Raw genomic sequence first — 23,732 nt, 5'->3', positions numbered from 1 at the left:
CGTGTGAAACTATTTGTGCGTGGGCTGTTCACGTCCTTCGCATGGTTTCGGATACGACCCGTCGCGCGCTGCTCTCGGCGGTCCTCGGCGCTGGCGTCGGCGGGATGGCGCTCACGGACGCTCGCGAGTTCCTCGCTGACTTCGCCCCGCTCTCGGGGTCGACGTGGGACGCTGACGGCCGCGAACCCCCCGACTCGGTCGCTTCACCGTACGGCGAGGCGTCGGTCACGTACGACGACCACGGCGTCCCGCACGTCACCGCGGCCGACGAGCGCGCGGCGTACTACGCGGTCGGGTACGTGCAGGCGAGCGACCGCCTGTTCGAGATGGACCTTCTGCGCCGCGTGATGCGCGGCGAGCTCTCGGCGGTCGTCGGCGACGTGGCGGTCGACTCCGACCGCTTCAACCGGCAGATGGACTTCGCGCGTGCGGCCGAGGTGACGTGGGAGGCCGCGAAGGACGGTCCCGCTGCGCCCGCGAGCGAGGCGTTCGCGGAGGGCGTGAACGCGTACCGCGAGGACGCCGGTCGCCCCGTGGAGTTCGAACTGCTGGATTACGACGCGGACCCGTGGACGCCCGTCGACTCCATCCTCGCCCAGAAGCAGATCTCGTGGGGGCTCACCGGGAGCTTCGCGACGCTCCGACGGACCGCGGTCGCGGACGCGTTCGACCGCGAGACCGTGGACCGCCTGTACCCGCTACCGGACGCGGGCAGCCACGACGCGCCCATCCTGCGCGCGGACGACCGCGAACCGAACCCGCCGGGTGGCGCGAACGGCCGCGCCGTCGGCGCCGAGACCGCGGGCTCGGGCGACGTCGTCGACCCCGGGCTGGTGTCGTGGCTGGAAGCGTTCGAGCCACCGGAGGGCATCGGGTCGAACTCGTGGCTCGTCAGCGGCGAGTACACGGAATCCGGGAACCCCGTGATGGCGAACGACCCGCACCTCGACCTGCGCGTCCCCCCGATCTGGTACGAGCAGCACGTCGTCGTCGAGGGCGAGCGCGACGTCCGCGGCGTCACGTTCCCGGGCGTCCCGTTCGTCGTCATCGGGCGGAACGACGCGGGCGCGTGGGGCTTCACGAACACCGGGTACGACGTCCTCGACTGCTACACGTACGAGACCCGGAACGACGGCGCGGAGTACCGGTACGGCGACGGGTTCCGCGAGTTCCAGACGCGCACGGAGACCATCTCCGTCGCGGACGGCGACGACGTCGACGTCGAGGTGGAGAAGAGCGTCCACGGGGCCGTGCTCTCCCGCGGAAGCGGCGGCGAGTCGCTGTCCGGGACGACGGGCCGTGTCGGCGTGCAGTGGACGGGGCTGTCCGCGGCCCGGACCGTGGAGTCCATCTACGACATCGGGCGGTCCGGCGGCGTCGACGACGTCCTCGACGCGCTCCAGAAGTTCGACGAGCCGACGCAGAACTTCGTGTACGCGGACCGGGACGGCCGGACGCTGTACTACACGACCGGTCAGGTCCCGATCCGGACCACCGATGGGGAGCCGGTCGCGGGAACGCGCGTGTTCGACGGGTCCGCGCGGGAGGGCGAGTGGGAGGGGTTCGAGCCGTACAGCGACGTGGACTGGGCGGCCGCGAACACCGTGCCGTTCGACGAGAAACCGCACAGTATCGACCCGGGCTATCTCGCGACGGCGAACCAGCGCATCGTCGACGACCCGGCGCACTACCTCTCGGAGGGGTACGCGCCGCCGTTCCGCGGGGCGCGCATCTACGAGCGACTGGACGAACGCGCCGCGAGCGACGAGCCGATGACCGCGGAGTTCGTCCGGGACATCCAACTCGACGCGGTCGACCGACGCGTCGACCACCTCCGCCCGATCTTCGAGGACGCCCGGAGCGAGGTCACGGGCGACGCTCGCGAGGCCGTCGACGCCGTGCTGTCGTGGGACGGCGAGATGACGACCGACCGGCGCGAACCGCTGGTGTTCGCGTTCTGGGCGCGGAAGCTCAACGAGCGCGTGTTCGACGGGCGGTTCGAGGACGCCGGATTGGACGTCGGGACGCCCAACGACTGGGTGCTCGGCCGTCTCCCGGCCGACAGCGACTGGTTCGTCCCGCGGAACGACGGCGAGGACGGCGGTAGCGACGACGGCGACCCCGACCGCGGGGTCGTCGCCGCGAACGCGCTCGAGGAGGCGCTCGCCGACATCGAGGAGGCGGGGTACGCGACGTACGGCGACTACAGCACCACCGCGCTCACGCATCCGTTCGACCGCGGGTTCCTGAACTACCCCGAGCACCCGACCGCGGGGTCGCCGACGACGGTGGACAACTTCCGGCCGGAGTCCAACCGCGGGAGCTCCTGGCGACAGGTCGTCGCCGTCGGCGACGACGCCCCGGACGCCTGGGCCGTCCTCCCCGGCGGGAACGACGGCGACCCGCTCTCGAACCACTACGCGGACCAGCTCGACGACTGGGCGGCCGGCCGCTTCCGCGGGTTCGGGCTGGACGTCCCCGACGGCGTCGACGTGCGGTTCACCGGCGGCGACGGGGACGAGGGCGGCGACGCCGGAGGTGAGGGCGAATGACGGACCTCGCGACCGAACTCGGGGCGACGCTCGACGATCCGCGACGCGCCGGTCTCACCGCGCTCGCGGTCGTCGTCGGCGTCGCGCTCGCGAGCGTGCACTGGCTCGGGCTCGTCGTCGGTGGCGCACTCGTCGCGCTCCCGCAGCGCTCGCTCCCGCGCGGGCTCGTCGCCGGGTTCCTGTTCGGCGGCGTCGTCCTCTCCGTGTTCCTCGTGGACCTCGCGGCCGCCGGCGCAGCCGGTGGGTTCCTCCGGTTCGGCCTGCTCCGGGACGTCGCCGTCGCGATGAGCCTCGGCCTGCCGACGTTCGGCGCGCTGGCGAGAGGACTGCGCTGAGCGGCGGTCGCCGTGGCGCCGAACTCCGCGCGCTCGCACGGGTCGTCGCCGACCGCGTCGTGTTCGTCCACGAACACCGGTGGGCCGACTTCCCGATGTACGACGGCATGGAACGAGACGGCGACGGTCGCTGGTGGCTACCGGACGACGTCCCCGTCGAGTTGCCACTGACGTTCTCGCTTCGCGCGACGAAGGAGTAGCGCCGCGACCGACTCCGCGACCGCGGTCAGTCGTCCGCGCTGGCGGGCGCGGCCTCGACGCTGATCTCGCCGGCGTCGAGTTCCGCCTCGACCTCGCGGGCGGCGGTGACGAGGTTCGCCATCTTCTCGTACGCGACCTCCCGGGGCAGGAGCTTCAGGCCGCAGTCCGGCGACACCACGAGCTGCTCGGGCGGCACGACCTCCAGGCCCTTCCGGATGTTCGCCTTGATCTCCTCGACGGTCTCGACCTCCGCGACGTGCGCGTCCACGACGCCGAGCGCGAGGTCCGCGGTGAACGCCGGGTCCTTGAACACGTCGAGCTGGTCGTAGTCGCCGTTACACAGCTCCAGGTCGAACTCGTCGACGGGGTACTCGAGCACCTCGGGGTAGATGCGCGAGTAGTCGCCGTAGCAGACGTGCAGGCCGACGCGGACGTCCTCGGGGATGTCGTCGACGATGTGCTCCAGGCACTCGCCGACGATGGCGTGGTCGTCCGGCGTCGTCGCGAGCGCCGGCTCGTCGATCTGGATGTAGCGCGCGCCGGCGTCGACGAGCTTCTGGATCTCCTCGTTCACGAGGTCCGCGAGGTCCACGGCGAGGGACTCGAGGTCGTCGTACGCCTCGTTGAACGACCAGTTCGCGAGCGTGTACGGCCCCGTGATGGGGACCTTCACCGGGCGGTCGGCGACGTCGGCGGTGAACTCGTACTCGTCGACGAGCCACGTCTCGTCGTACTCCACCTCGGAGACGACGCTCGGCTTGTCGAAGTAGTTGTGCCCCCAGACCTTCACGGGGCCGTTGAACTCGTAGCCGTCGATGCGGTGCGCGAAGAACTCCACCATCTCGTTGCGCCGCATCTCGCCGTCGACGACGACGTCCAGGCCCGCGCGCTCGTGCTCCTTCGTGATGAGGCGGCTCGCGTCGTCCTTCGCCTCCGCCCAGGCGTCCTCGTCGAAGTCCGGGAGCTCCTCGGCGTGCTCGCCCTCGTGCTCGCGGGGCTTCGTCGTGTCGCCGCCCTGGTAGAGCTCGCGAGCGCGGTCGAGCCACTTCGGCTTCGGGTAGCTCCCGACGACGGTCGTCAGGAGGAAGTGCTCGTTGTCGTGGCCAGCGGGCCGGAACTGGTCCTTGCCGTCCGGAACGCTGTCGTCGACTGTCTCGGGCGCGTCCGTCATGCTTCCACCTCCGCGAGCGACACCGCGTCACCGAGGACGTCGAGCTTCGCCTCGTACTTCGGGTAGGGGAGGTAGAACAGCTCGGTGTTCGTCGTGACGTACGTCGTGTCGAAGTCGGCGCTCACGGCCTGCTCGTGCACCCAGTCGACGCGGTCGCGGACGACCTCGGGGTCCTCGACGAGCGTGTTCTGGCCGTCGACGAGCCCGAGCGAGACGTCGCTGGTGGTGCCGTACTCGTTGATGTTGTAGAGGTTGTCCTCGTGGTTCGCGACGAAGTCGTACCCGATGGCGTCGACGTCCGCGTCGAGGAGGTGCGCGTGGGTCTTCTCGTCGAGCGCGCCCCAGTACGGTTGGACGACGACGTCGCAGTCGACGGCGTCCGCGACCGTCGTGACGGCGTCGGCGAGGTCGGCGGCGACGTCGTCGTCGGGCGCGGACTCGACAAGCGACGGCTCCAGCAGGTAGAGCGTCTCGACTTCGGGGAACGCGTCGGCTTCGCCGGCGAGGAACTCGCTGATGGCGGCGAGGAACTCGCGGTCGCCCTCGTAGTGCTCGTTCGTGGCGAGGTCCGCGAGCGAGTACGGGCCGGGGAGGACGGCCTGGACGGGGTCGTCGGTGAGCGCGGCGGTCGCCGTCAGTTCGTCGGCGACGTCCCCGGAGAACGCGAGGTCGTCCCGGACGACGGGCTCGCGGTAGAAGTTGTTGTTGTCGTAGTACCGGACGATGCCGCGGGTCTCGACGGCGTCGTGCACCGTGAGGGGGTGCGCGAGCATGTCGTCCCAGCGGAGCTGGCCGTCGACGACGCGGTCGAGGCCGGCCGCTTCCTGTGCGTCGACGACCTCGCCGCGCGCGGTGGCGTAGGCGTCGTGGACGGCGTCGTCCTCGTCGCCGTCGACGAGGTCTTCCTTCTGGTGGCCTTTGAGGTCGGAGAGGTCGGATTTCGCCCAGTCCGGGAGCGGGAACAGCCCGGGTGTGGTGGCGACGAGTTCTGTCATGCGTAGTACCGCGTAGGAAATGCGGCTGTTTAATATTTACTGTACGCGCAGATGCGTAGCAGTAATCATGTGGCGTGGTGCCAGCGCACGCACCTCGCTCAGGCCGGCACCAGCTTCAGGACCGACAGCGTCTCGAACGGATGGGACTCCTCGCGCATCGCGACCGCCGAGAACCCGCGTTCGCCGGCGAACTCGACGACCTCGTCGACGCCGGTCAGCGAACTCACGAGCACGAGCACGTACCCGTCCGGCGCGAGCACGCGCCCGACCGCCTCCACGAACGGCTCCACGACCGCACGACCGTCCTCGCCACCGCTCAGCGCCCGCTCCATCCAGTCGTCCCGCGCCGCCGCCGCGTCCGCCGGCAGGTACGGCGGATTGAACAGTACGACGTCGAACGCCCCGTCGCGGAACCCCGACACCAGATCGCCCTGGACCGCCTCCAGCCCGCGCTCGCGCGCCTGCCGGGTCGCGTGCGGGTTCAGGTCCGACGCCACCACGCTCGCCCCCGTCTCCGCGCGGACGCGCTCGGCCACCCATCCCGACCCCGTCCCCACCTCCAGCACGCGATCGTCGCCCCGCACCGACTCCTCCGCGACCGACGCCAGCAGCGCCGAATCCTCCGCCGGCTGGTACACCTCCGTCTCGACGCCCCGGCGCTCCGCGAGGTCCGTCACGACGACCCCTCCGACTCCCCGTCGCTCGCGTCCTCGTGGTCTTCGTCATCGCCAGCGCCGCCGTCCCCGCCGTCGCCGTCGTCCGCTCCGGAATCGTCGCCGCGCGACACGCGACCCTTCGTGAACGTCATCCCGAGGTCGTCCCCGCCGATACCGAACCCGCTCTCGCGCGCGCCGGCCGCGTCGGGCGTCGGCACGTCCTCCTCGGCCGGTTCGACGACCGCGTCCGGTTCGGGCTCCGCGTCCACGCCGCCGTCCTCCACGGGCACCGACGCCGACGTCTCCGCGTGCCGGAACCCACCCGTCTCCGCGCGCCCCGAGTGCTCGCGCTGCGGGAACGGGATCTTCACGCCCGCCTCGTCGAACGTCGCCTTCACCGACTCGACGACCGCCGTCCGCGCGCGCCACTTCCGGCGCGCACTCGGCTTGTCGATCCAGAACCGACACCCGAGCACGATCGCCGAATCCCCGAAGCGCTTCACGACAACCTGCGGCGTCGGCACCGACAGGATGGCGTCCAGGTCGTCCATCGCCTCGCCCGCCAGCTCCGTCGCCGTCGGCACGTCCGCGTCGTAGTCCACGCCGACCTCCACCTCGATGCGGAGCCGGCCCTTCCGCGACCGGTTCACGACCTCTTGGCCGCTCACGAGGTCGTTCGGGAGCATCACGTACTCGCCGTCGAACGTCTGCACGCGCGTGTTCACGATGCTGATGTCCGTCACGATGCCCTCGTTGTCGCCGATTTCCACCCAGTCACCGATCTCGAACGGGCGCGCGAACATCAACACGAACCCCGCGAGCACCGCGCCGAGCGTCTGCCGGGCGGCCATCCCGACGACGATACCGAGGAAGCCCGCGCCGACGAGGACGCCCGTCAGGTCGACGCTCCACAGCCCGAGGACGACCGACGCCGCAGCCACCCAGAGCGTGATCTGGACGACCCGGTACGTGATCTCGACCTCGTGCTGGCCGAACGCGTCGCGTCGACTGACGAGGTTCCCGACGATCCGACGGCCCGCCCGCGACAACAGGTGCGTCACGAGCAGGATGATGAACGTCGCCGCGAGCAGCGGCCCCGTCCCCTCGTTGGGCAGGAGTTCTCCGATGGCGCTCGCGACGTCGTCCGCGAGCCGCCACACGCCGAGGGTCACCCCGATCGCGGACGCGAACGTCGTTCCGACGACGACGACCGTCAGGACGTCCGCGGTGAACTCGCTCAAGCGCTCGCGGAGCCACGTCTGGACCTTGGTCGTCACCCACCCGATACCGGCGAGCACCCCGAGCGCCGCAACCGTCACCGCCGTCCGCATGACCGTCGTGTCGAACGTCTCAGAGAGCCCGTTCAACCCGTCGACGAGTTGCTGGACGAACGTCGGGTCCGTCTGCATCATTCCGCATCACGGCCGACGTCGGCGGCGAGCACCGCGAGCGCCGCCAGTCGCTCCGGCGACACCTTCCCCGGCCGCAGCCCCATCAACTCCTCGTCGGCCGCGTCCACGACCGCCGACCCGTCGTCCAGCCCCGAGATGTGGACGGTGTTCCGCACCGCGTTCCGCATCGTCTTCCGGCGCTGCGTGAACACCGCCTTCACGAAGTCGAGGAAGAAGTCCTCGTCGTCGACCTCGTAGTCCGGGTCGCGGGGGTGCGCGCGAATCACCGCGCTCTCGACCGCCGGCGGCGGGCTGAACGCCTCCTTCGGGACCGGCTCGACGATCTCCACGTCCGCGTAGTGCTGCGCGCTCACCGACAGCCGACCGTAGTCGTCCGTGCCCGCCGCCGCGACCATCCGCTCCGCGAACTCCTGCTGGAACATCAGGACGAGCGGCTTCTTCAACGGAAGGAGCCGGAACGCGATCTGGGAGGACACGCTGTAGGGGAGGTTCGCGACGCACGCCGAGAACTCCGGGAGGTCGACCTCCAGGGCATCGCCCTCTATCACGTCTAGGTCGCCGGCGGCTATCTCGTCGGCGAACTCCTCGCGGAGGAAGCCGGCGAGCTCCGGGTCACGCTCCACGGCCGTCACGTGCTCCGCCTGCGCGAGGAGTCGCGCGGTCAACGCACCGTTCCCAGCGCCGATCTCGAGCACGTGCTCGCGGACACCCTCGCCCTCCGGGAGGTACGACGGCAGTCGGTCGAGCACGCGGTCGTCAACGAGGAAGTGCTGGTCGCGGTTCGGGTCGCCGCGCACACCAGCACGAGACAGCAAGCCCTCAGGGTCTCTCATCGATTGCACTCGGCTAGTACGCGAGGCGGCGTAAACCCAGCGGGACGTCCGTCACCCTGAGCGAGAACGCAGCGTCCAGTCTCGCGACTCAGGCGTCCTCGTCCCGACCCACGAACGTCTTGTACTTCAGGTCGTCCTCGCGGACCTCCTCGAGGATTCGCTCGACGAGCACGCTCACCGGGTCGTGCAGGCCCTTCACGCGCTCCTCCAGGTCCTCGAAGCTCTCGAAGGGCTTTCGCTTGCGCTCGTCGAGTATCGTGTTCCGGAGCTTCTTCCCGATACCCGGCAGGAGGTTCAACTGGTGGAGCCGGAGCGTGATCGGTTGCGCGTCGTTGTAGAACGCCACGAACCGGTCCTCCTCGGCCTCCACGAGCTCCTCGACGATGTACTCGAGCTCGGACTGCGCGCTCCCCGAGATATCCTCGTAGTCCACCGGATACACCCCACGGACCGCGTCGCCGGACGGCTCGATGACGAGCTCGTCGTCCATCCCGACCTCCGGCGTCTCCTCGAACACGATCTCCTTCAGCGTGAAATCTCGGACGTCGAGCGCGTACGCCATCGGGCGAGAGCCGTGACGCCCGTCGGAGCGCCCGTTCGGGAAGATGTCGAGGACGACCGCGACCCGCTCCTCGGCGGTTGAATCACTCATGATAGTAGCAGTTAGGACGACGACGTATTTAAAAGATGGCGGGTGGGACTCAGACGTACTTCGCGAGAACGTTCAAGATCTCGTCGAGTTCGTCGCCGTCGAGCGTGTACCGCTCCTTCGCGAACACGGAACGCAGCTCCGTGCGGTCCTCCGGCAGGAGGTTCGCGATCTTGTACGCCGTCGCCTCGTCGACCTTCTCCAACGCCTGTAGCTCCTCGACGAGTTCGAGGGACTCCTCGGGGTCCAGGACCGTGAAGCGATTCACGTGCTCGATGGCGCGCGCGAGCTCGTACCGCATCTCGCGGTCCTCGTCGAGCGCGCGGTCGGCCTCCACCTCGTCGAGCAGTTCCTTCGTCTCCGCGAACGTCAGGAACTCCTCGTCGAGCTTCTCCTTGAATATCGTCATCCTACTGCTGGGCCTTCAGGTGCGCGGCCGCGGCGATGATCGTCTTCTCCTTCCCGCCGTCGTTGATGGCGACCTTGAACGCGGCGCCCTGCTTGCCCTCGACCTCGCCCGTGAGGCCGTTGAAACGCGGGTGGAAGCGACCGTCGGCGACCGACGGGTCGATCTTCAGGTGGACCTTCTGGCCCGTCTCGAACTCCTGGATCGCGCGCTGGGGCGGGGACGTCCCGCGCTCTCGGGGGTGGTTCTTGAGCTTGTTCCGGGTCTTCTTGCGGGGTCCGTGCGAGTTCGGCATAGTCGTACACTCCAGTTCCGCCGTCGTCGTTATAAAACGCACGTTCCTCGACGGTGGCGACGACCCCCGACGAGCGGGTTCGAGCGGCGAGCGAACGCCGCGGTTCGACCGCGGACTCGCTCGCTCCGGCCCGGGCGTCGACGTCGGACCCTGGACCCATCGGCTCGCCGAGACCAACCCACTGTCTTTTTACCCTCCGACGATGAAGAACCCAACACCACAACGCCCGCGGGTAAGTGCTCCGCTCGGAGTCGGACTCGCCGCCGGCCGGTTTCGCGGCCGTAGACGAGTGGAGCATAGCGGGTTGCACGCCGACGCGCTGCAAGACGCCGGGGCCCCTGCAATCGGACAACCGCGGGTATTTGCATACCAGAGTCGCCCTCGCGGGCGACCGACAGCGCTCGCCGCCGTGGCGGGCTTTCAGTGCGTTAGCTATGGAAATCGAAATCGCCACAATCGGCGGCTACGAGGAAGTTGGCCGCCAGATGACCGCAGTACGAGCCGGGAACGACGTCGTCATCTTCGACATGGGACTGAACCTGTCGAAGGTCCTCATCCACGACAACGTCGAGACCGAGAAGATGCACAGCCTCGACCTCATCGACATGGGCGCCATCCCGGACGACCGAATCATGTCCGAGATGGAGGGCGACGTGAAGGCTATCGTGCCGACGCACGGTCACCTCGACCACATCGGCGCGATCAGCAAGCTCGCGCACCGCTACGACGCACCGATCGTCGCGACGCCGTTCACGAACGCGCTCGTCAAACAGCAGATCGAGGGCGAGCAGAAGTTCGGCGTCGAGAACGACCTCGTGGAGATGGAGGCCGGCGAGACGATGAGCATCGGTGACAGCGGCCAGGTCGAGCTCGAGTTCGTGAACGTCACGCACTCGATCATCGACGCCATCAACCCCGTCCTCCACACGCCCGAGGGCGCCGTCGTGTACGGGCTGGACAAGCGCATGGACCACACGCCCGTCATCGGCGACCCGATCGACATGAAGCGCTTCCGCGAGATCGGTCGCGAGGGCGAGGGCGTCCTGTGTTACATCGAGGACTGTACGAACGCGAACAAGAAGGGCCGGACGCCGAGCGAGGCGACCGCGCGCCGCCACCTCAAGGACGTCATGCACTCCGTCGAGGACTACGACGGCGGGATCGTCGCGACGACGTTCTCGAGCCACATCGCTCGCGTCAAGAGCCTCGTCCAGTTCGCGAAGGACATCGGGCGTCAGCCCGTCCTCCTCGGTCGCTCCATGGAGAAGTACTCCGGGACCGCGGAACGCCTCGGGTTCGTCGACTTCCCGGACGACGTCGGGATGTTCGGGCACCGGAAGTCGGTCGACCGGACGTTCAAGCGAGTGATGAACGAGGGGAAGGGCGACTACCTCCCCATCGTCACGGGCCACCAGGGCGAGCCGCGCGCGATGCTGACGCGGATGGCTCGCGGCGAGACGCCGTACGAGCTGGAGGACGGCGACAAGGTCCTCTTCAGTGCGCGCGTCATCCCGGAACCGACGAACGAAGGCCAGCGGTATCAGGCCGAGCAGCTCCTCGGCATGCAGGGGGCGCGCATCTACGACGACATCCACGTCTCCGGGCACCTGAACCGCGAGGGCCACTACGAGATGCTGCAGGCGCTCCAGCCCCAGCACGTCATCCCCGCGCACCAGGACATGAGCGGCTTCAGCGGGTACGTGAACCTCTGCGAGAACCAGGGGTACAAGATGGGTCGTGACCTGCACGTGACGCGGAACGGGAACCTCATCCAGCTCGTGGAATGATGACAGACCCGAGTACGCGGGAGGAAGCGGTGCTGTCGGCGGTCGAAGCGCGCCGAGAGCACGTGAACGCCGCCATCCCGGAGGAGCTTCCGGTGAAGCGACCGGAGCGGCTGTACGAGGCCTCGCGGTACCTGCTGGACGCGGGCGGGAAGCGCCTGCGGCCCACGGTCCTGCTCGCGGTCGGTGAGGCGCTCACGGACGTCGACGGACTGTCCGAGGACGTCGACTATCGTGCGTTCGAGGACCTCACCGGGGAGCCGGTGGACCTGATGGCGGCGGCGGTGAGCGTGGAGGTCATCCAGTCGTTCACGCTCATCCACGACGACATCATGGACGACGACGAGCTCCGTCGTGGCGTGCCGGCGGTCCACGAGGAGTTCGGGCTCGATACCGCTATCCTCGCCGGGGACACGCTGTACTCGAAGGCGTTCGAGATCCTCCTGGAGACGGGTGCGCCCGCCGAGCGGTCGGTGGACGCGCTCCACATGCTCGCGTCGACGTGCACGAAGATCTGCGAGGGCCAGAGTCTCGACGTGGCGTTCGAGCAGCGCGGTGACGTGGTCCCCGACGAGTACATGGAGATGATCGAGCACAAGACGGCGGTCCTGTACGCGGCGTCGGCGGCGCTCGGCGCCATCGTGCTCGGTGCGGACGAGGAGACCGTGGACGCGCTGTACGGCTACGGGCTCGACGTCGGTCGTGCGTTCCAGATTCAGGACGACGTCCTCGACCTGACGGTCCCGAGTGAGAAGCTCGGGAAGCAGCGCGGGTCCGACCTCGTGGAGAACAAGCAGACGCTCATCACGGTGCACGCTCGCGAGCACGACGTGGACGTGGACGCGCTCGTCGAGACCGACGACGTGGAGGCGGTCACCGAGGCGGAAATCGACGATGCGGTCGAGCGCCTGCACGAGGCGGGGAGTATCGAGTACGCGAACCAGACGGCGCGCGACCTCGTCGAGCGAGGGAAGGACCGACTCAAGCGGCTGCCGGAGAACGACGCTCGTCGGCTGCTGGAGGACCTCGCGGATTACCTCATCGAGCGCGAGTACTGACTCGCCGCTGGTTCGCGCGAGCGGTCGGTCGTCTGGGACGTAGACGGCGCGGCTGCGACGGTCGGTGACGGCGGACCCGCTGCGGCCGGTGACGGCAGGGCAGCCGGTGGCGGTGGGTTCGACGTGTCCCGTCGGAAGCCGTTGCCGGCGGCGTCGGTCTGTTCGTCGGTGGAGCGCGACGTTCGCGACGTTCGGTTCGGAGCAGGTTCGGAAGGACGCCCGAACAGCGACTGGGGAGGCACCTTCGGCGAGCTCCGGTGGACACTGGAGGAGAGGCACGCGCTCGCGTGCTGGATGCGTCGGCGCGACATCGGGGTGGTTTTTACGCGGCCGGGAGTAGGTCGCGGTAATGGACGAGGCACTCCGAGCGCGCGTGGAGGAGGCTGCAGAGACGGCCGCGTTGTTCAACGCGGTCAAGCACGAGAGCGACGCGGCGGTCGGCGCGGTGATGGGGCCGTTGATGGGCGAGAACCCCGAGTTCCGCGAGCACGCTGACGAAGTCCCCGGCGTCGTCGGAGGCGTCGTGTCGCGCGTGAACGACATGAGTCACGACGAGCGCGTCGAGCGCCTGCAGGAGCTCGCGCCCGAGCGCTACGACGAGTTGCTGGCCGAGGACGAGACCGAGGACCGGCCGCTGCCGGACCTGCCGAACGTCGACGAGTACGACGAGGTGCGGATGCGGTGCGCGCCGAACCCGAACGGCCCGTGGCATCTCGGGAGCGCGCGGATGCCGGCGGTCATCGGGACGTACAAGGACATGTACGACGGCTGGATGCTCGTCCGGTTCGACGACACGGACCCGGAGACCAAGCGCCCGGACCTCTCCGCGTACGACGAGATCCTGGACGCGGTCGACTACCTCGGGTTCGAGCCGGACGAGGTCCTGAAGGCGAGCGATCGCGTGGAGACGTACTACGAGCACGCCCGGAACCTCATCGACGCCGACGGCGCGTACACGTGCTCGTGCAGCGGCGAGGCGTTCTCCGAGTTGAAGAACGACGGCGAGCCGTGCCCGCATCGGGACAAGGACGTGGAGACGACGCGCGAGGAGTTCGCGGCGATGGTCGACGGCGAGTACAGCGCGGGCGAGATGACCCTGCGCGTGAAGACCGACATCGACCACAAGAATCCCGCGCTCCGGGACTGGGTGGCGTTCCGGATGGTGGATACGCCGCATCCGCGCGAGGAGGCCGCGGAGTACCGGTGCTGGCCGATGCTGGACTTCCAGAGCGGCGTCGACGACCACCTCACTGGGGTCACGCACATCGTCCGCGGTATCGACCTCCAGGACTCGGCGAAGCGCCAGCGGTTCCTCTACGAGTACTTCGACTGGGAGTACCCGGAGGTCGTGCACTGGGGGCACGTCCAGATCGACGCGTACGACGTGAAGATGTCCACGTCGACCATCAAGGAGCTCGTGGACGCGGGCGAACTGGACGGCTGGGACGACCCGCGCGCGCCGACGGTGGCGAGCGTCCGCCGTCGCGGTATCCGCGGGGAGGCGCTCGTGGACGCGATGCTCGAACTCGGGATGTCCACGACGGACGTCGACCTGGCGATGTCGAGCGTGTACGCGAAGAACCGCGAGTACGTCGACGAGACGGCGACGCGACGGTTCCTCGTCCGCGACCCCGTCGAGCTCGGCGTCGAGGGCGACGGGCCGGCGAGCGCGCGGCCGCCGCTGCATCCGGACTTCGAGGAGCGCGGCGACCGCGACATCTCCGTGGGTGACGCGGTCGTCCTCGAGCCCGGTGACGTCCCGGACGCGGGCGACCGCGTCTGGCTGAAGGGCCTCGGGTGCGTCGAGCACACCGGTGACGCGCTCGCGTTCACGGACGACGACCTGTCGGTCGTCACGGACGGCGACGTGGACGTCGTGCACTGGGCGCCAGCGGACGGGCCGACGGTCCGGATGCGGACGATGGACGGCGACGAGCGCGGCGTCGCCGAACCCGGGCTCCTCGACCACGCGGTCGACGACGTCGTCCAGTTCGAGCGCGTCGGGTACGCGCGAGTGGACGATCTACACTTCGAGGGCGACGGGGACGTGCTGACGTACTTCGCGCACCCCTGACCAGCCCTGGCATTTCGGGCCGACGCGTTCTCAGGCGTGTCTCGTGACGCTCGATGGGTCGAGGAACCGGAGCGCGCCGTCTTCTGGTGGGTCGAGTCGCCAGTCGTCGCCGTCGCGCGAGACCCGGCCGACGACGGCGACGGGGCGGTCGACGGGGACAACGGTGACGCGGTACGTGCGACGAGTGCGGCCCGGCAGGACGCCGCCGGAGAGGAGGCGAGCGACACGTGACCGGTCGGTGTCGAGCGCGGTGAGGAGGTCCGCAGTGGTGGCGGGAACGTCGTTGCTGTCGTGGAGGACGCGCCGGTGCGTGCTGCGGGCGTCGTCGACGACCGGTGAGTGTGCGGTCGGGAGGCCGACGTGGACGGTCTCGCCGTCGACGTCGAGGCGGAACGAGGTGACGGCGCGGACGGTGGTGACGTGCCCGAACGGGCTGGCGACGCGGACGGCGAACGCGACCGCGTCGACGTCCGTGAACGGGGCGTCGAGCGGACTCTCGGTCGTCGGGGTGCCGACGACGGCGACCGAACCGAGCGCTCCGTCGTCGGTCGTCGCTGCCGCGTCGGTCGTCGGTCCGTCGGCCGTCGCCCTGAGTCCGTCGGCCGTGGATATCGGGCGGGTCGGTTGGACGGTCGGCGGGGCGCGGTCCCCGAGCGCGAACACGCCGACGAGGACGAGCGCGACCGCGGCGACGATGGCGAGCGCGAACGCGTTCCCGGCGAGGAACTCGACGAACGTCGTCATCGTTCGGGTTCGCTGTCGGAGTGAGCGGTCATACGAGGACGGCGAGCGTGAACGTGGCGAGCATCCCGAACGCGAGCGCGACCTGGACGACGACGCTCCCGAGCGCGCCGACGGTCGAGTAGACGGCGGCGCGGGTCGCGTGCTCGGCGTTCTCGCGGGACGCTTCGACGAGGAAGACGGTGCCGGCGAGGCCGACGATGAGGCCGACGGGGCCGACGGCGAGGAACGCGACGAACCCGACGAGACCGCCGAGGATGCTCGCCGTCCACGACGCGCCGCCGTACTTCGCGGCGAGCGTGCCGGCGAGCCAGTCCGCGACGACCGCGACCACGCCGACCGCGACGAGCGCGGCGAGGACGACGGTGCTGACGCCGGTGCCGCCACCGAGGGCGTACGCGAGGACGCCGACGAGACTCACGAGCGGCCCGGGGATGGAGGGAATCGCGCTCCCGACCACGCCCAGCGCGAGGAGGGCGAACGCGAGGACCGTCACGACGTCCAGACCGAGGAACATGCCTGCTGGTAGCGCGAGAACGCCGAAGAACGTTCCGGTGTCACCAGTCGTCGGTCTCGGTATCCGGGCCCGCGTCGCCCCGGTCGCTCGTGTCGTGGCCGTCCTCGAGGCCGAACCCGTCGCCGTCGGGTTCGTCAGCGTCGACGCGCTCGGGGTCGCACGCCCTGAACCGGCACGTGACGAGGGCGCCACCGGCGGGCGCGTCGGCGATGGTCATGTCGCCACCGCCGAGGGTGACCGTCCAGTAGACGAGCCAGAGGCCGACGCCGGAGACGTGCTCGAGCTTGCTCTCCGCGCCGCGTTCGACGCAGCGGCGTTCTGTCTCCGGGACGGGTCGGCCGTCGTCCGCGACCGCGAGCACGACCATGTCCCCGTCGTGCCGGAGTTCGACGGTCGCGCTGACGGGCTCGTCGTGCGAGACGCGTTCGACGGCGAGCGAGAGCAGTTCCTCGACGGCGCGGCCGACGTGCACGGTCGCGTCCCCCCAGCAGTCCTCGGTCACGGAGCGCGTCACCGACAGATCGTCGTGCCGGTTCTCGGCGAACGCGACGGCGTCCCGGACGGCCGCGGAGAGGTCGACGGGCGTGGTGTCGGCGTCGATGACGGCCTGTGCGGCGCGCGCGTCCTCGCTCAGTTCGACGACGCGCTCGGTCTCCGCGACGAGGTCGTCGAGCGCGCGCACGCCGGCGTCGTCCGCGACGTGGTCGCGGAGCGTCGACGCCTGCCCGAGGACGACGTTCAGTCGGTTCCGGACGTCGTGACGGAGGACGCGGTTCAGGACGTCGATGCGTTGCTGGCGCGTGATGCGGTCGGTGACGTCGTGCGCGACGACGACCGTCCCGCCGTCGTCGGTCGGACTGAACTGGACGTCGAACGTCCCGGCGGGCACGGTCAGGGTCGTGGAGACGGGGTCGCCGGCGAGCGCTTCGAAGCACGCCTCGCCGAGTGCGCCGTCGGCGAGCACGGTCGCGGCGTCCGCGCCGACCGCGTCGGCCGGGGCGAGCGCGTCCACGTGCCGGCCCGCGACCGCGGTGATGACGCCGTCGGCGTCGAACGCGACGAGCGTCGCGGGGAGGTTCTCGACGAGCGTCGCGAGGTGGCGTTCCTGGCGTTCGACGGTCGCGATGCGCGCGACGAGGTCGTCGCGCATGTTCGCGATGGCGTCCCCGAGGTCGCCGAACTCGTCGTCGCGGTCGACGCCGAGGTCCGTGTCGCGTTCGCCGGCGGCGACCGCGCGCGCTCGCCTGGACAGTGATTCGAGCGTGCGCGTCGTCCGCCAGCCGACGAGCCCGTACGCGCCGACCGCGCCGACGAGGACGATGGCGACCAGGGCGAGGACGGTCCGACGGACGGCTCTCGAGACCGCGTACGCCGCGTCGCTCGGTGCGTGCTTGACGACGACCCAGTCCGTCGCGGCGACCGGTGCGTACGACCGAACGTGGTCCGCGTCGAGGCCGCGGTCCGCCGGGAACGCGTCCTGGAAACCGCTCTGGCCGCGCAGCCCGCGCCGGACGGGGGTCGGCGTCTCGTTCCCGGTCGCGTACGGTTCGCCGACGCTCGCGGTGTCGGTCCCGAAGACGACGGTCCCCGAGGAGTCGACGACCGCGGTGAACCCGGCGCCGTAGGGCGTCTCGAAGCGCTCGGAGACGCCGTCGGCGCGGACCGCGACGACGACGACGCGCGACGTGTTCCCCTCGACGGGACTCGCGAACGCGACCGCTCGCCCGTCGTTCGCGCCGTACGGGTCGGTCGTGATGACGTCCCCGAAGTCCTGGAAGAACAGTCGCCCCCAGTAGGGGTCGTCGCGCTCCGGTCGGGCGCTCCCGACGGCGGTGACGACGCGCTTCGCGCGCCTGTCGATGACGTACACGCCGACGACGTCACCGTTCCGCGTGCGTTCGAGCGTCTCCCGCAGCCCCGACCGGACCTCGTCCGGGTCGTCGGCGGCGACGTGGTCCGCGGTGGAGACGAGGCGCGTGAACTCGCGGTGGCTGTCGAGCCAGTCGTCGACGCCCGTGGCTTCGGCGCGCGCCTGGGAGACCATCGTCGATTCGACGGTCGCGCCGAGTTCGGCGTCGATGGCGGCGACGGCGACCGCGCCGACGCCCGCGACCACGGCGACGACGACCGCGATCGCGATGGCGACCTTGAGCGCGTACCGCCCGCGGACGCGGTCGAGGACGCGTCCGATCACAGGACGCCGACCTCGCGGAGGTGTTCGCGAGCGACGGTTCGCGGCGACTCGTCGTCGAACGCGACGCGCGCCGTCAGCTCGCGGAGGACGGCCGCGTCGTCCAGCGCTCGCCCCAAGCTATCGGTCGTCTCCAGGACGGCGGCCGCGCTCGCGGCCGTCTCGTCGACGAGGAGGATCGGCTGGTACGGCGGGAAGAACCGGTGGTCGTCCTCGAGGGCGACGACGTCGAGGGCGACGACGTTCGGGTTCGTCGCGTACCCCAGGCCGACGTCGGCGGCGCCACTGGCGAGCAGGTCGTACGTGACGAGCGGTTCGACGAACGTCGTGCGCGCAGCCAGGCGTTCGCGCCCGTCGGGGTCGAGGTCGTAGTGGTCGAGGAGGGCGCTCCAGCCGTCCTGGCGCTGCTTGAAGTGTTCGGTGATGGCGACGCGGACGTCGTCGTTCCCGTCGGCGAGCCAACTGAAGAGCTCGTCGAGCGTCTCGATGCCGGTCCGGTCGACCCACGCCCGGCGCGCGTAGAGGACGTACGCGTTGTCGTACCCGCCGCGGGCGGCGACCGCGACGTCGCGGTCGGCGAGTGCGTCGACGACGGCGTCGTAGAGCGCGTCGGCGTCACCGAAGCGCTCGTCTCGCCCCAGGATGTCGCGCCACGCGGTCCCGGTGTACTCCCAGTAGCAGTGGACGTCGCCGTCGACGAGCGCCCGCCACGTCTCGTCGGTCCCGCCCGTGCCCATCCTGTTGACCGGGTCGACGCTCCCGCGAGCAAGCAGCGTCTCGAAGGTCATCCAGCCCAGCAGTCGGTTCGCGGTGAACTGCTTGGAACCGACGGCCGCATGCGGCGTCGTGCCCGTCGACGACTCGGACGGTGTCGTCGCGCAGCCCGCGGTCGCGAGGGCGCCACCGAGCGCTCCGAGAACCCCCCGGCGCCCAGTGCCCTGCATCGTTCTCTGTGTCGTACGTTTTGAAGGAACAAAGGGTTACCCCCTCGCGTTCTTGGACCGGTCGCCGCAGGTTCCGGGGTGGTCCGGTCGTGAGAGCGGCGTTCAGTCCCGGTAGCGCTCGCGCTCGCGGAGCGCGTCCGCGTCGCCGTACGCGTCGACGAGCGGTTGGACGGCGTCGCCGAGCGCGCGCATGCAGGCGCCCGGAGAGACGTACTTGAGGTCGTCCGCGACGGCGGGCCAGGGCCGTGCCTGGAGGGCGCGTTCGACGAGCAGGCGCTCCTCGCGAGCGGAGAGGTCGCCGGTGCTCCCCGCCGGGTCGACGAGGTGCTTCGCCGCGAGGTCGCGGAACGGGCCGGGTGCGACGTCGAACAACCCGGGGCCGTAGGACGCGCCGACGACGGTCCGCCACGCGGCCCGCGAGAGGTCGACGTCGACGTCGGCGTCGCACGCCCGTAGCGTCGCACGGACGACGTCCGGGTCGCAGTCCGCGAGCGCGTCCGACAGCACGCCCGGGGCCCGTTCGACGAACCACTCGGCGTGCCGGTCGTGGAGCGCCCGGCCCGCGTCGCTCGTCGGACGGAGGACGATTGCGGAGAACTCGCCGCTCGCGTCGTTCCGCGTCGTCGACAGATGCACGCTCCCGTACCCGTTCTCGCGCCAGAAGTCGACGAGGTCGGGCGTCGCGCCGAACCCCGAGCCGAGCCAGTCGACGTCGTCGCCGACGTCGGCGCGGAGCTCCGCGAGGAGGTGCGAGGCGAGGCCGCCGCGACGGACGGCGTGATGGGTCGCGATGCGGACGACGCGGTAGCCGACGGTCGTCGCCGCGCGTTCGTCGCGGAGCTGGCTCGTGAGGACGTCCGGGAGCATGTTTCCCTTCACGCGACCGCCCTCGTACATGCTCGCGCGTCGCTCGGCGGACAGGTCGCCTTCGCGGGCGAGGAGCGCGACGCAGGCGACGTGGCCGTCGTGGACCAGCGCGTGCACCGAGAGGTTCGGCGCGTCGAGCAGCCGCGCGAGGTCGTCGGGCTCGGTCCGGTAGTGCGCGAGCACGAGCGACCCGAAGACCTCCCGGAGCAGGTGCTCGTCGCCGAGCAGCGTCTCGGCGTCGAGCTCGCGGTAGTCGACGGAGTCGGGCGTCGCGTCCGCGACGAGGGAGTCCACGGGCGGCCTGGCGTCGAGCAGGAGCGCGCGGAACGCCCACACCTCCACGGGGTCGCCCGCCGCGTACCGGATGGGCGTCACGAGTTTGGACTCGACGACGTCGTGCGCGCCGTCGTCGAGACGGCCGCGGAAGCGGACGTCGAACCCGCGACCCGTCCCCTCGTAGCCGTGGACGGTCGTCGCATACGCCACGCGGTCCGCTTCGAGCGTCGCCTCCAGGCGTCGGACCGGCACGGTCGCCGCCTCGTCCACGACGAGGACGTCTCCGATGGTCGGGTCGGCGACGACGTCCGCGAGCGACGCGAACCGGACGCGCCCGGCCGGGCCCGTGGACGTCCCGGTCGTCGCTCCATCGCGGTCGGCGTCGTCACCGGGCGACGCGGCTCGCAGGTCGTACTCGCCGGGGTGGTCGCCGGCGGCGTCGAGCGCGTCGAGGAGTTCCCGAGCGCGCTCGAAGACCTCGCGACTCCCGCGGCGGTCGCTCGCGGTCACCACCACGTCCTCGCCGCCGGCCGCCAGCGCGCCCGCCGCCAGGCCCGCGGCGCTCGACTTCCCGCGTCCGCGGTCCGCCGAGACGACCACCGCCGACTTCTCGTCGAGCAGCGCCTCCAGGTCCGCGACCGCCTCGGCCTGGTCGACGGTCCGGCACGCCTCGTACGCCGCCGCCGGGAACCGCGCGTCGGTCGGCGATGACGGCGTCGGCGTCGCCTTCGCCGGCGGCGGGTCCGTGCGGCCGTCCGACGCGACGACGCCGGTCGCGTCCGCCCGGTCGCTCCCGTCGTCGACGTCGAGGACGCTCACGCCGCGGTGCGCTCGCGCGAGCGCCACCAGCCGCCGCCTGAAGTGCCCGGTGACGTCGTCGAGCGAGAACGGCGGCACCGCCATGCCCTCGTCGAACCCGTCGCGGACGTCCGGCCACGCGTCCACGTCCGGCGCGAGCACGACGAGGAGCCCGCCGCCGTCGACGACGCCGACGACGCGCCCGAGCGCGTTCGGCCGGCACTCCTCGTGGCAGTCGAGGACGACCACCTCGCGCGTAGTCCCCAGGAGCTCGCCGGCGCGACGCGTCCCGACGTGCTCGCCCGCGAGGAAGTCCTCGGGGCCGACGACCGTCGTCTCGCTCACGCCCACCGGGACCGCGTCTACCGCGTCGTGCGCCCGCGCTCGGGTCCGCTCCGGCTCGCCGGCGAGCACGAGCACGCGCCGCTCGTTCGCCCGACGCGCCTCGCCGTGCAGCGCTCGCGCGTACTCGCCGACCCGGACGCGCGAGTCCGCGGCGTCCCCTCCGTCCATCCCGTCCGCGTTCATACCGTCACGGTCGACGCGCCCGCAGAAACAGGTGTCCATCCCGACCCGCGCGTTCGCTCCGCCTCCTGGACCGCGAACCATCGGCGCGACCGTCGGTGGCACCATCGGCGCGACCGTCGGCGGCGCCAACGACACGTCCCACAGTGCGTCCCTCGCGACGTCGAGACCCGACACTCGGGCGCCCGGTCGAGCGCCAGCCCGTCGAAGTACGCTCACAGGAACCGGCTACGGCAAGTAACGGGCGCGTTCGACCGACGGTAGAACCCGGTTTCCGCCCGACTGCGTTGTCGTCTCCGCTCGCGAGGTGTCGTCGCGGTCGTCGCGCCCGTCACGGCGTCACTCCGAGGAGTCGAGAGAACCCGCTTCGAAGGCCGAGCGTGGCGTCGCGGGCGACACCGGTTGGAATCTCATAACAAAGACACGTTCTCTCGACAGTTCCTCGCATGGCCAGCACACGCCTCGGTGACGACGCGACCGCCGCGCAGTGGAGCGCCGTCGTCATCAGCGCCGTCGTCGTCCTCGGGACGCTGACCGCGACCGTCGCCCCGCTCGCGCCGGCCGACGGACGGACCGCCGACGCGGCCGCCGTCGACCCAGCGCCGGACGACCCGCTCACTGGAACGCTGTCGCTCGCGGACGCCGACGCGACGTTCCGCGGCGGCGGCATGAACGACTCCTTCGGCGACGCGGTCGCGAACGTCGGCGACGTGAACGGCGACGGCTACCGCGACGTCGCCGTCGGCGCGCCGTTCAACGACACCGGCGCGAAGTACGGCGGCGCCGTGTTCGTCTTCTTCGGTCCCGTGGAGGCGGACGAACTGCACGCGCGCAACGCCGACGCGACCCTCTACCGGGACGCGCGCAACAGTCGCGCCGGGGAGTCGGTCGCGGCGGCGGACGTGAACGGGGACGGCGTCTCCGACCTCGTCGTCGGCGCCCCGCACGACGACGCGAACGGGCACGACGCGGGCGCGGCGTTCGTCGTCCACGGCGGCGAGGACTTCGGCGGCGAGACGGCGCTGTCGACCGCGGACCACGTCCTCTACGGCGACGACCCCGACGACCTCGTCGGGTTCGACGTCGCCGGCGTCGGCGCGCCCGACGACGGCGTCCGCGACCGCGTTCTCGTCGGCGCACCCTGGGACGACGACGCCGGCCGGAACGCCGGCGCCGCGTACGTCCTCGACGACCCGCCGACCGGCGAGTCCGCCATCTCGGCGGCCGCCGACGCGAAACTCACCGGCGAGGCGGCGGGCGACTGGGCGGGCTGGTCGGTCGCGACCGCGGAGAACTTCGACGGCGACGGCGGCCACGACCTCCTCGTCGGCGCGCCGCACGCGAACCGGTCCGCGTCGAACGCGGGCGCGGCGTACGTCGTCACCGACGGGTCGCTGCCGGCGTCGAGCTCGCTCGCCGACGCGCGACTCGCACTGGCCGGCGTCGACCAGCGAGACGGTGCAGGATGGGACGTCGCCACGGCCGGTGACGTGAACGACGACGGCTCCGCCGACGTCGTCGTCGGTGCGCCGTTCGCGGACGAGAACGGGAACCAGTCCGGCGCGGCGTACGTCGTCCTCGGGGGCGCGAACGCGGCCGGCGTCACGTCGCTCGCGGACGCGGCGGTCGTCCTCGACGGGGAGGCGGCGGGCGACCGCGCCGGCTGGGCGGTCTCCTCCGCCGGCTCGGGTGACGTCACGTGCGACGACTACGCGGACGTCCTCGTCGGCGCGCCCGGGAACGACCACGCCGGACCGAACGCGGGCGCCGCGTACCTCGTTGTCGGCGCCAGCGACCCGCAGGGAACCCGGAATCTGGCCGACGCGCACGCGACGCTCCGCGGTGCGTCGGCCCGCGACCGCGCCGGCACCGCGCTCTCGGACGTCGGCAGCGTCACTCGCGACGACACGAAGGACGTCGTCGTCGGCGCACCGAACGCCGACACCACGCAACCCGACGCCGGCGAGGTCGCGCTCTTCGACGGCGAATGCGAACCGCCCGAAGAACCACCCGAGACCACGACGGAGCCGACGACCACGGAACCGACGACCACGAGGCCGACCACGACTGAACCCACGACGACTGAGCCAACGACCACGGAGCCGACCACGACGGAGCCGACGACCACGGAGCCGACCACGACGGAGCCGACGACGACTGAGCCGACGACGACCGAACCAACGACCACGGAGCCGACCACGACTGAGCCGACGACCACGGAGCCGACCACGACGGAGCCGACGACGACTGAGCCGACCACGACGGAACCAACGACCACGGAGCCAACCACGACCGAACCGACCACGACGGAACCAACGACCACGGAGCCAACCACGACCGAACCGACCACGACTGAGCCGACGACGACCACTACCACCACGACGGAGCCAACGACGACCACTACCACCACGACGGAGCCAACGACGACCACTACCACCACGACGGAGCCAAC

Annotated in this window: 19 protein-coding genes; 6 read left to right on the top strand and 13 right to left on the bottom strand. The window is 70.8% G+C overall.

The annotated features are described in order from the left end of the window. The first annotated feature begins 41 nt into the window (after nucleotides 1-41). Nucleotides 42-2,552, top strand: coding sequence for a penicillin acylase family protein (locus SM754_RS12440; RefSeq protein ID WP_323676558.1), 2,511 nt, complete (start codon nucleotides 42-44; stop codon nucleotides 2,550-2,552). Then, nucleotides 2,549-2,887 carry a hypothetical protein gene (locus SM754_RS12435; RefSeq protein WP_323676557.1) on the top strand — a complete coding sequence of 113 codons (339 nt, stop codon included), beginning with the start codon at nucleotides 2,549-2,551 and terminating at the stop codon, nucleotides 2,885-2,887. Before SM754_RS12440 ends, SM754_RS12435 begins: the two co-directional genes overlap by 4 nt. A 226-nt stretch (nucleotides 2,888-3,113) precedes the next feature. Here the strand turns inward: SM754_RS12435 and SM754_RS12430 are convergent, their stop codons facing one another. The 8 genes from SM754_RS12430 to SM754_RS12395 all read right to left on the bottom strand — a co-directional run bounded on the left by SM754_RS12430 (nucleotide 3,114) and on the right by SM754_RS12395 (nucleotide 9,505). Next, nucleotides 3,114-4,259 (bottom strand): methionine synthase, encoded by a 1,146-nt coding sequence (locus SM754_RS12430; RefSeq protein ID WP_323676556.1) that lies wholly within the window; start codon nucleotides 4,257-4,259, stop codon nucleotides 3,114-3,116. Continuing rightward, entirely contained in the window at nucleotides 4,256-5,254 is a 999-nt protein-coding gene (locus SM754_RS12425; RefSeq protein ID WP_323676555.1) for a 5-methyltetrahydropteroyltriglutamate--homocysteine methyltransferase, read from the bottom strand. The genes SM754_RS12430 and SM754_RS12425 overlap by 4 nt, the downstream gene beginning before the upstream one ends. A gap of 98 nt (nucleotides 5,255-5,352) precedes the next feature. After that, the gene (locus SM754_RS12420) at nucleotides 5,353-5,931 is read right to left on the bottom strand and encodes a HemK2/MTQ2 family protein methyltransferase (protein ID WP_323676554.1); all 579 of its coding nucleotides are present in this window, start codon (nucleotides 5,929-5,931) and stop codon (nucleotides 5,353-5,355) included. Further along, nucleotides 5,928-7,322: a mechanosensitive ion channel family protein gene (locus SM754_RS12415; RefSeq protein ID WP_323676553.1), complete on the bottom strand. Its 1,395-nt coding sequence runs from the start codon at nucleotides 7,320-7,322 to the stop codon at nucleotides 5,928-5,930. Before SM754_RS12415 ends, SM754_RS12420 begins: the two co-directional genes overlap by 4 nt. Beyond that, the gene (locus SM754_RS12410; RefSeq protein ID WP_323676552.1) at nucleotides 7,319-8,155 is read right to left on the bottom strand and encodes a 16S ribosomal RNA methyltransferase A; all 837 of its coding nucleotides are present in this window, start codon (nucleotides 8,153-8,155) and stop codon (nucleotides 7,319-7,321) included. Before SM754_RS12410 ends, SM754_RS12415 begins: the two co-directional genes overlap by 4 nt. 88 nt (nucleotides 8,156-8,243) lie before the next feature. After that, nucleotides 8,244-8,807, bottom strand: a complete 564-nt coding sequence (locus SM754_RS12405) for a DUF655 domain-containing protein (RefSeq protein ID WP_323676551.1) — start codon at nucleotides 8,805-8,807, stop codon at nucleotides 8,244-8,246. A 49-nt stretch (nucleotides 8,808-8,856) separates the two neighbouring features. Next, complete coding sequence (locus SM754_RS12400) at nucleotides 8,857-9,213, bottom strand: RNA polymerase Rpb4 family protein (RefSeq protein ID WP_323676550.1); 357 nt, start codon at nucleotides 9,211-9,213, stop codon at nucleotides 8,857-8,859. 1 nt (nucleotide 9,214) lies between these two features. Continuing rightward, the gene (locus tag SM754_RS12395) at nucleotides 9,215-9,505 is read right to left on the bottom strand and encodes a 50S ribosomal protein L21e (RefSeq protein ID WP_323676549.1); all 291 of its coding nucleotides are present in this window, start codon (nucleotides 9,503-9,505) and stop codon (nucleotides 9,215-9,217) included. Between the two features lie 434 nt (nucleotides 9,506-9,939). On the opposite strand from SM754_RS12395, the gene SM754_RS12390 reads away from it, so the two are divergent. The 3 genes from SM754_RS12390 to SM754_RS12380 all read left to right on the top strand — a co-directional run bounded on the left by SM754_RS12390 (nucleotide 9,940) and on the right by SM754_RS12380 (nucleotide 14,421). Further along, nucleotides 9,940-11,292 carry an RNase J family beta-CASP ribonuclease gene (locus tag SM754_RS12390; RefSeq protein WP_323676548.1) on the top strand — a complete coding sequence of 451 codons (1,353 nt, stop codon included), beginning with the start codon at nucleotides 9,940-9,942 and terminating at the stop codon, nucleotides 11,290-11,292. After that, nucleotides 11,292-12,347 carry a geranylfarnesyl diphosphate synthase gene (gene idsA3 / locus SM754_RS12385; RefSeq protein WP_323676547.1) on the top strand — a complete coding sequence of 352 codons (1,056 nt, stop codon included), beginning with the start codon at nucleotides 11,292-11,294 and terminating at the stop codon, nucleotides 12,345-12,347. Before SM754_RS12390 ends, idsA3 begins: the two co-directional genes overlap by 1 nt. A 349-nt stretch (nucleotides 12,348-12,696) precedes the next feature. Further along, nucleotides 12,697-14,421: a glutamate--tRNA ligase gene (locus SM754_RS12380; protein ID WP_323676546.1), complete on the top strand. Its 1,725-nt coding sequence runs from the start codon at nucleotides 12,697-12,699 to the stop codon at nucleotides 14,419-14,421. A gap of 30 nt (nucleotides 14,422-14,451) precedes the next feature. On the opposite strand, the gene SM754_RS12375 is transcribed toward SM754_RS12380, so the two are convergent. The 5 genes from SM754_RS12375 to tmcA all read right to left on the bottom strand — a co-directional run bounded on the left by SM754_RS12375 (nucleotide 14,452) and on the right by tmcA (nucleotide 21,283). After that, the gene (locus tag SM754_RS12375; protein ID WP_323676545.1) at nucleotides 14,452-15,165 is read right to left on the bottom strand and encodes a hypothetical protein; all 714 of its coding nucleotides are present in this window, start codon (nucleotides 15,163-15,165) and stop codon (nucleotides 14,452-14,454) included. Nucleotides 15,166-15,193: 28 nt separating this feature from the next. Next, the gene (locus tag SM754_RS12370; RefSeq protein WP_323676544.1) at nucleotides 15,194-15,679 is read right to left on the bottom strand and encodes a DUF456 domain-containing protein; all 486 of its coding nucleotides are present in this window, start codon (nucleotides 15,677-15,679) and stop codon (nucleotides 15,194-15,196) included. Nucleotides 15,680-15,719: 40 nt separating this feature from the next. Continuing rightward, nucleotides 15,720-17,873 carry a HAMP domain-containing protein gene (locus SM754_RS12365; RefSeq protein ID WP_323676543.1) on the bottom strand — a complete coding sequence of 718 codons (2,154 nt, stop codon included), beginning with the start codon at nucleotides 17,871-17,873 and terminating at the stop codon, nucleotides 15,720-15,722. After that, complete coding sequence (locus SM754_RS12360; protein ID WP_323676542.1) at nucleotides 17,870-18,814, bottom strand: glycine betaine ABC transporter substrate-binding protein; 945 nt, start codon at nucleotides 18,812-18,814, stop codon at nucleotides 17,870-17,872. Before SM754_RS12360 ends, SM754_RS12365 begins: the two co-directional genes overlap by 4 nt. 102 nt (nucleotides 18,815-18,916) lie before the next feature. Then, nucleotides 18,917-21,283, bottom strand: coding sequence for a tRNA(Met) cytidine acetyltransferase TmcA (tmcA, locus tag SM754_RS12355; protein ID WP_323676541.1), 2,367 nt, complete (start codon nucleotides 21,281-21,283; stop codon nucleotides 18,917-18,919). A gap of 443 nt (nucleotides 21,284-21,726) precedes the next feature. Here tmcA and SM754_RS12350 point away from each other — a divergent pair. Continuing rightward, on the top strand, nucleotides 21,727-23,732 hold a 2,006-nt coding region (locus SM754_RS12350; RefSeq protein WP_323676540.1), incomplete at its 3' end, for an integrin alpha.

This window comes from Halorubellus amylolyticus (assembly GCF_034808145.1).
Lineage (GTDB): Archaea > Halobacteriota > Halobacteria > Halobacteriales > Natrialbaceae > Halorubellus.
The sequence above is the reverse complement of the archived record's forward strand: the minus strand, read 5'-3'. Positions and strand labels throughout refer to the sequence as shown.

Coding starts and splice junctions, on each gene's coding strand:
- SM754_RS12370 (WP_323676544.1), bottom strand. CDS start 15,679: ATGTTCCTCGGTCTGGACGTCGTGACGGTCCTCGCGTTCGCCCTCCTC.
- SM754_RS12400 (WP_323676550.1), bottom strand. CDS start 9,213: ATGACGATATTCAAGGAGAAGCTCGACGAGGAGTTCCTGACGTTCGCG.
- SM754_RS12380 (WP_323676546.1), top strand. CDS start 12,697: ATGGACGAGGCACTCCGAGCGCGCGTGGAGGAGGCTGCAGAGACGGCC.
- SM754_RS12375 (WP_323676545.1), bottom strand. CDS start 15,165: ATGACGACGTTCGTCGAGTTCCTCGCCGGGAACGCGTTCGCGCTCGCC.
- SM754_RS12410 (WP_323676552.1), bottom strand. CDS start 8,155: ATGAGAGACCCTGAGGGCTTGCTGTCTCGTGCTGGTGTGCGCGGCGAC.
- SM754_RS12405 (WP_323676551.1), bottom strand. CDS start 8,807: ATGAGTGATTCAACCGCCGAGGAGCGGGTCGCGGTCGTCCTCGACATC.
- SM754_RS12430 (WP_323676556.1), bottom strand. CDS start 4,259: ATGACGGACGCGCCCGAGACAGTCGACGACAGCGTTCCGGACGGCAAG.
- SM754_RS12390 (WP_323676548.1), top strand. CDS start 9,940: ATGGAAATCGAAATCGCCACAATCGGCGGCTACGAGGAAGTTGGCCGC.
- SM754_RS12435 (WP_323676557.1), top strand. CDS start 2,549: ATGACGGACCTCGCGACCGAACTCGGGGCGACGCTCGACGATCCGCGA.
- idsA3 (WP_323676547.1), top strand. CDS start 11,292: ATGACAGACCCGAGTACGCGGGAGGAAGCGGTGCTGTCGGCGGTCGAA.
- SM754_RS12395 (WP_323676549.1), bottom strand. CDS start 9,505: ATGCCGAACTCGCACGGACCCCGCAAGAAGACCCGGAACAAGCTCAAG.
- SM754_RS12440 (WP_323676558.1), top strand. CDS start 42: ATGGTTTCGGATACGACCCGTCGCGCGCTGCTCTCGGCGGTCCTCGGC.
- tmcA (WP_323676541.1), bottom strand. CDS start 21,283: ATGAACGCGGACGGGATGGACGGAGGGGACGCCGCGGACTCGCGCGTC.
- SM754_RS12415 (WP_323676553.1), bottom strand. CDS start 7,322: ATGATGCAGACGGACCCGACGTTCGTCCAGCAACTCGTCGACGGGTTG.
- SM754_RS12360 (WP_323676542.1), bottom strand. CDS start 18,814: ATGCAGGGCACTGGGCGCCGGGGGGTTCTCGGAGCGCTCGGTGGCGCC.
- SM754_RS12425 (WP_323676555.1), bottom strand. CDS start 5,254: ATGACAGAACTCGTCGCCACCACACCCGGGCTGTTCCCGCTCCCGGAC.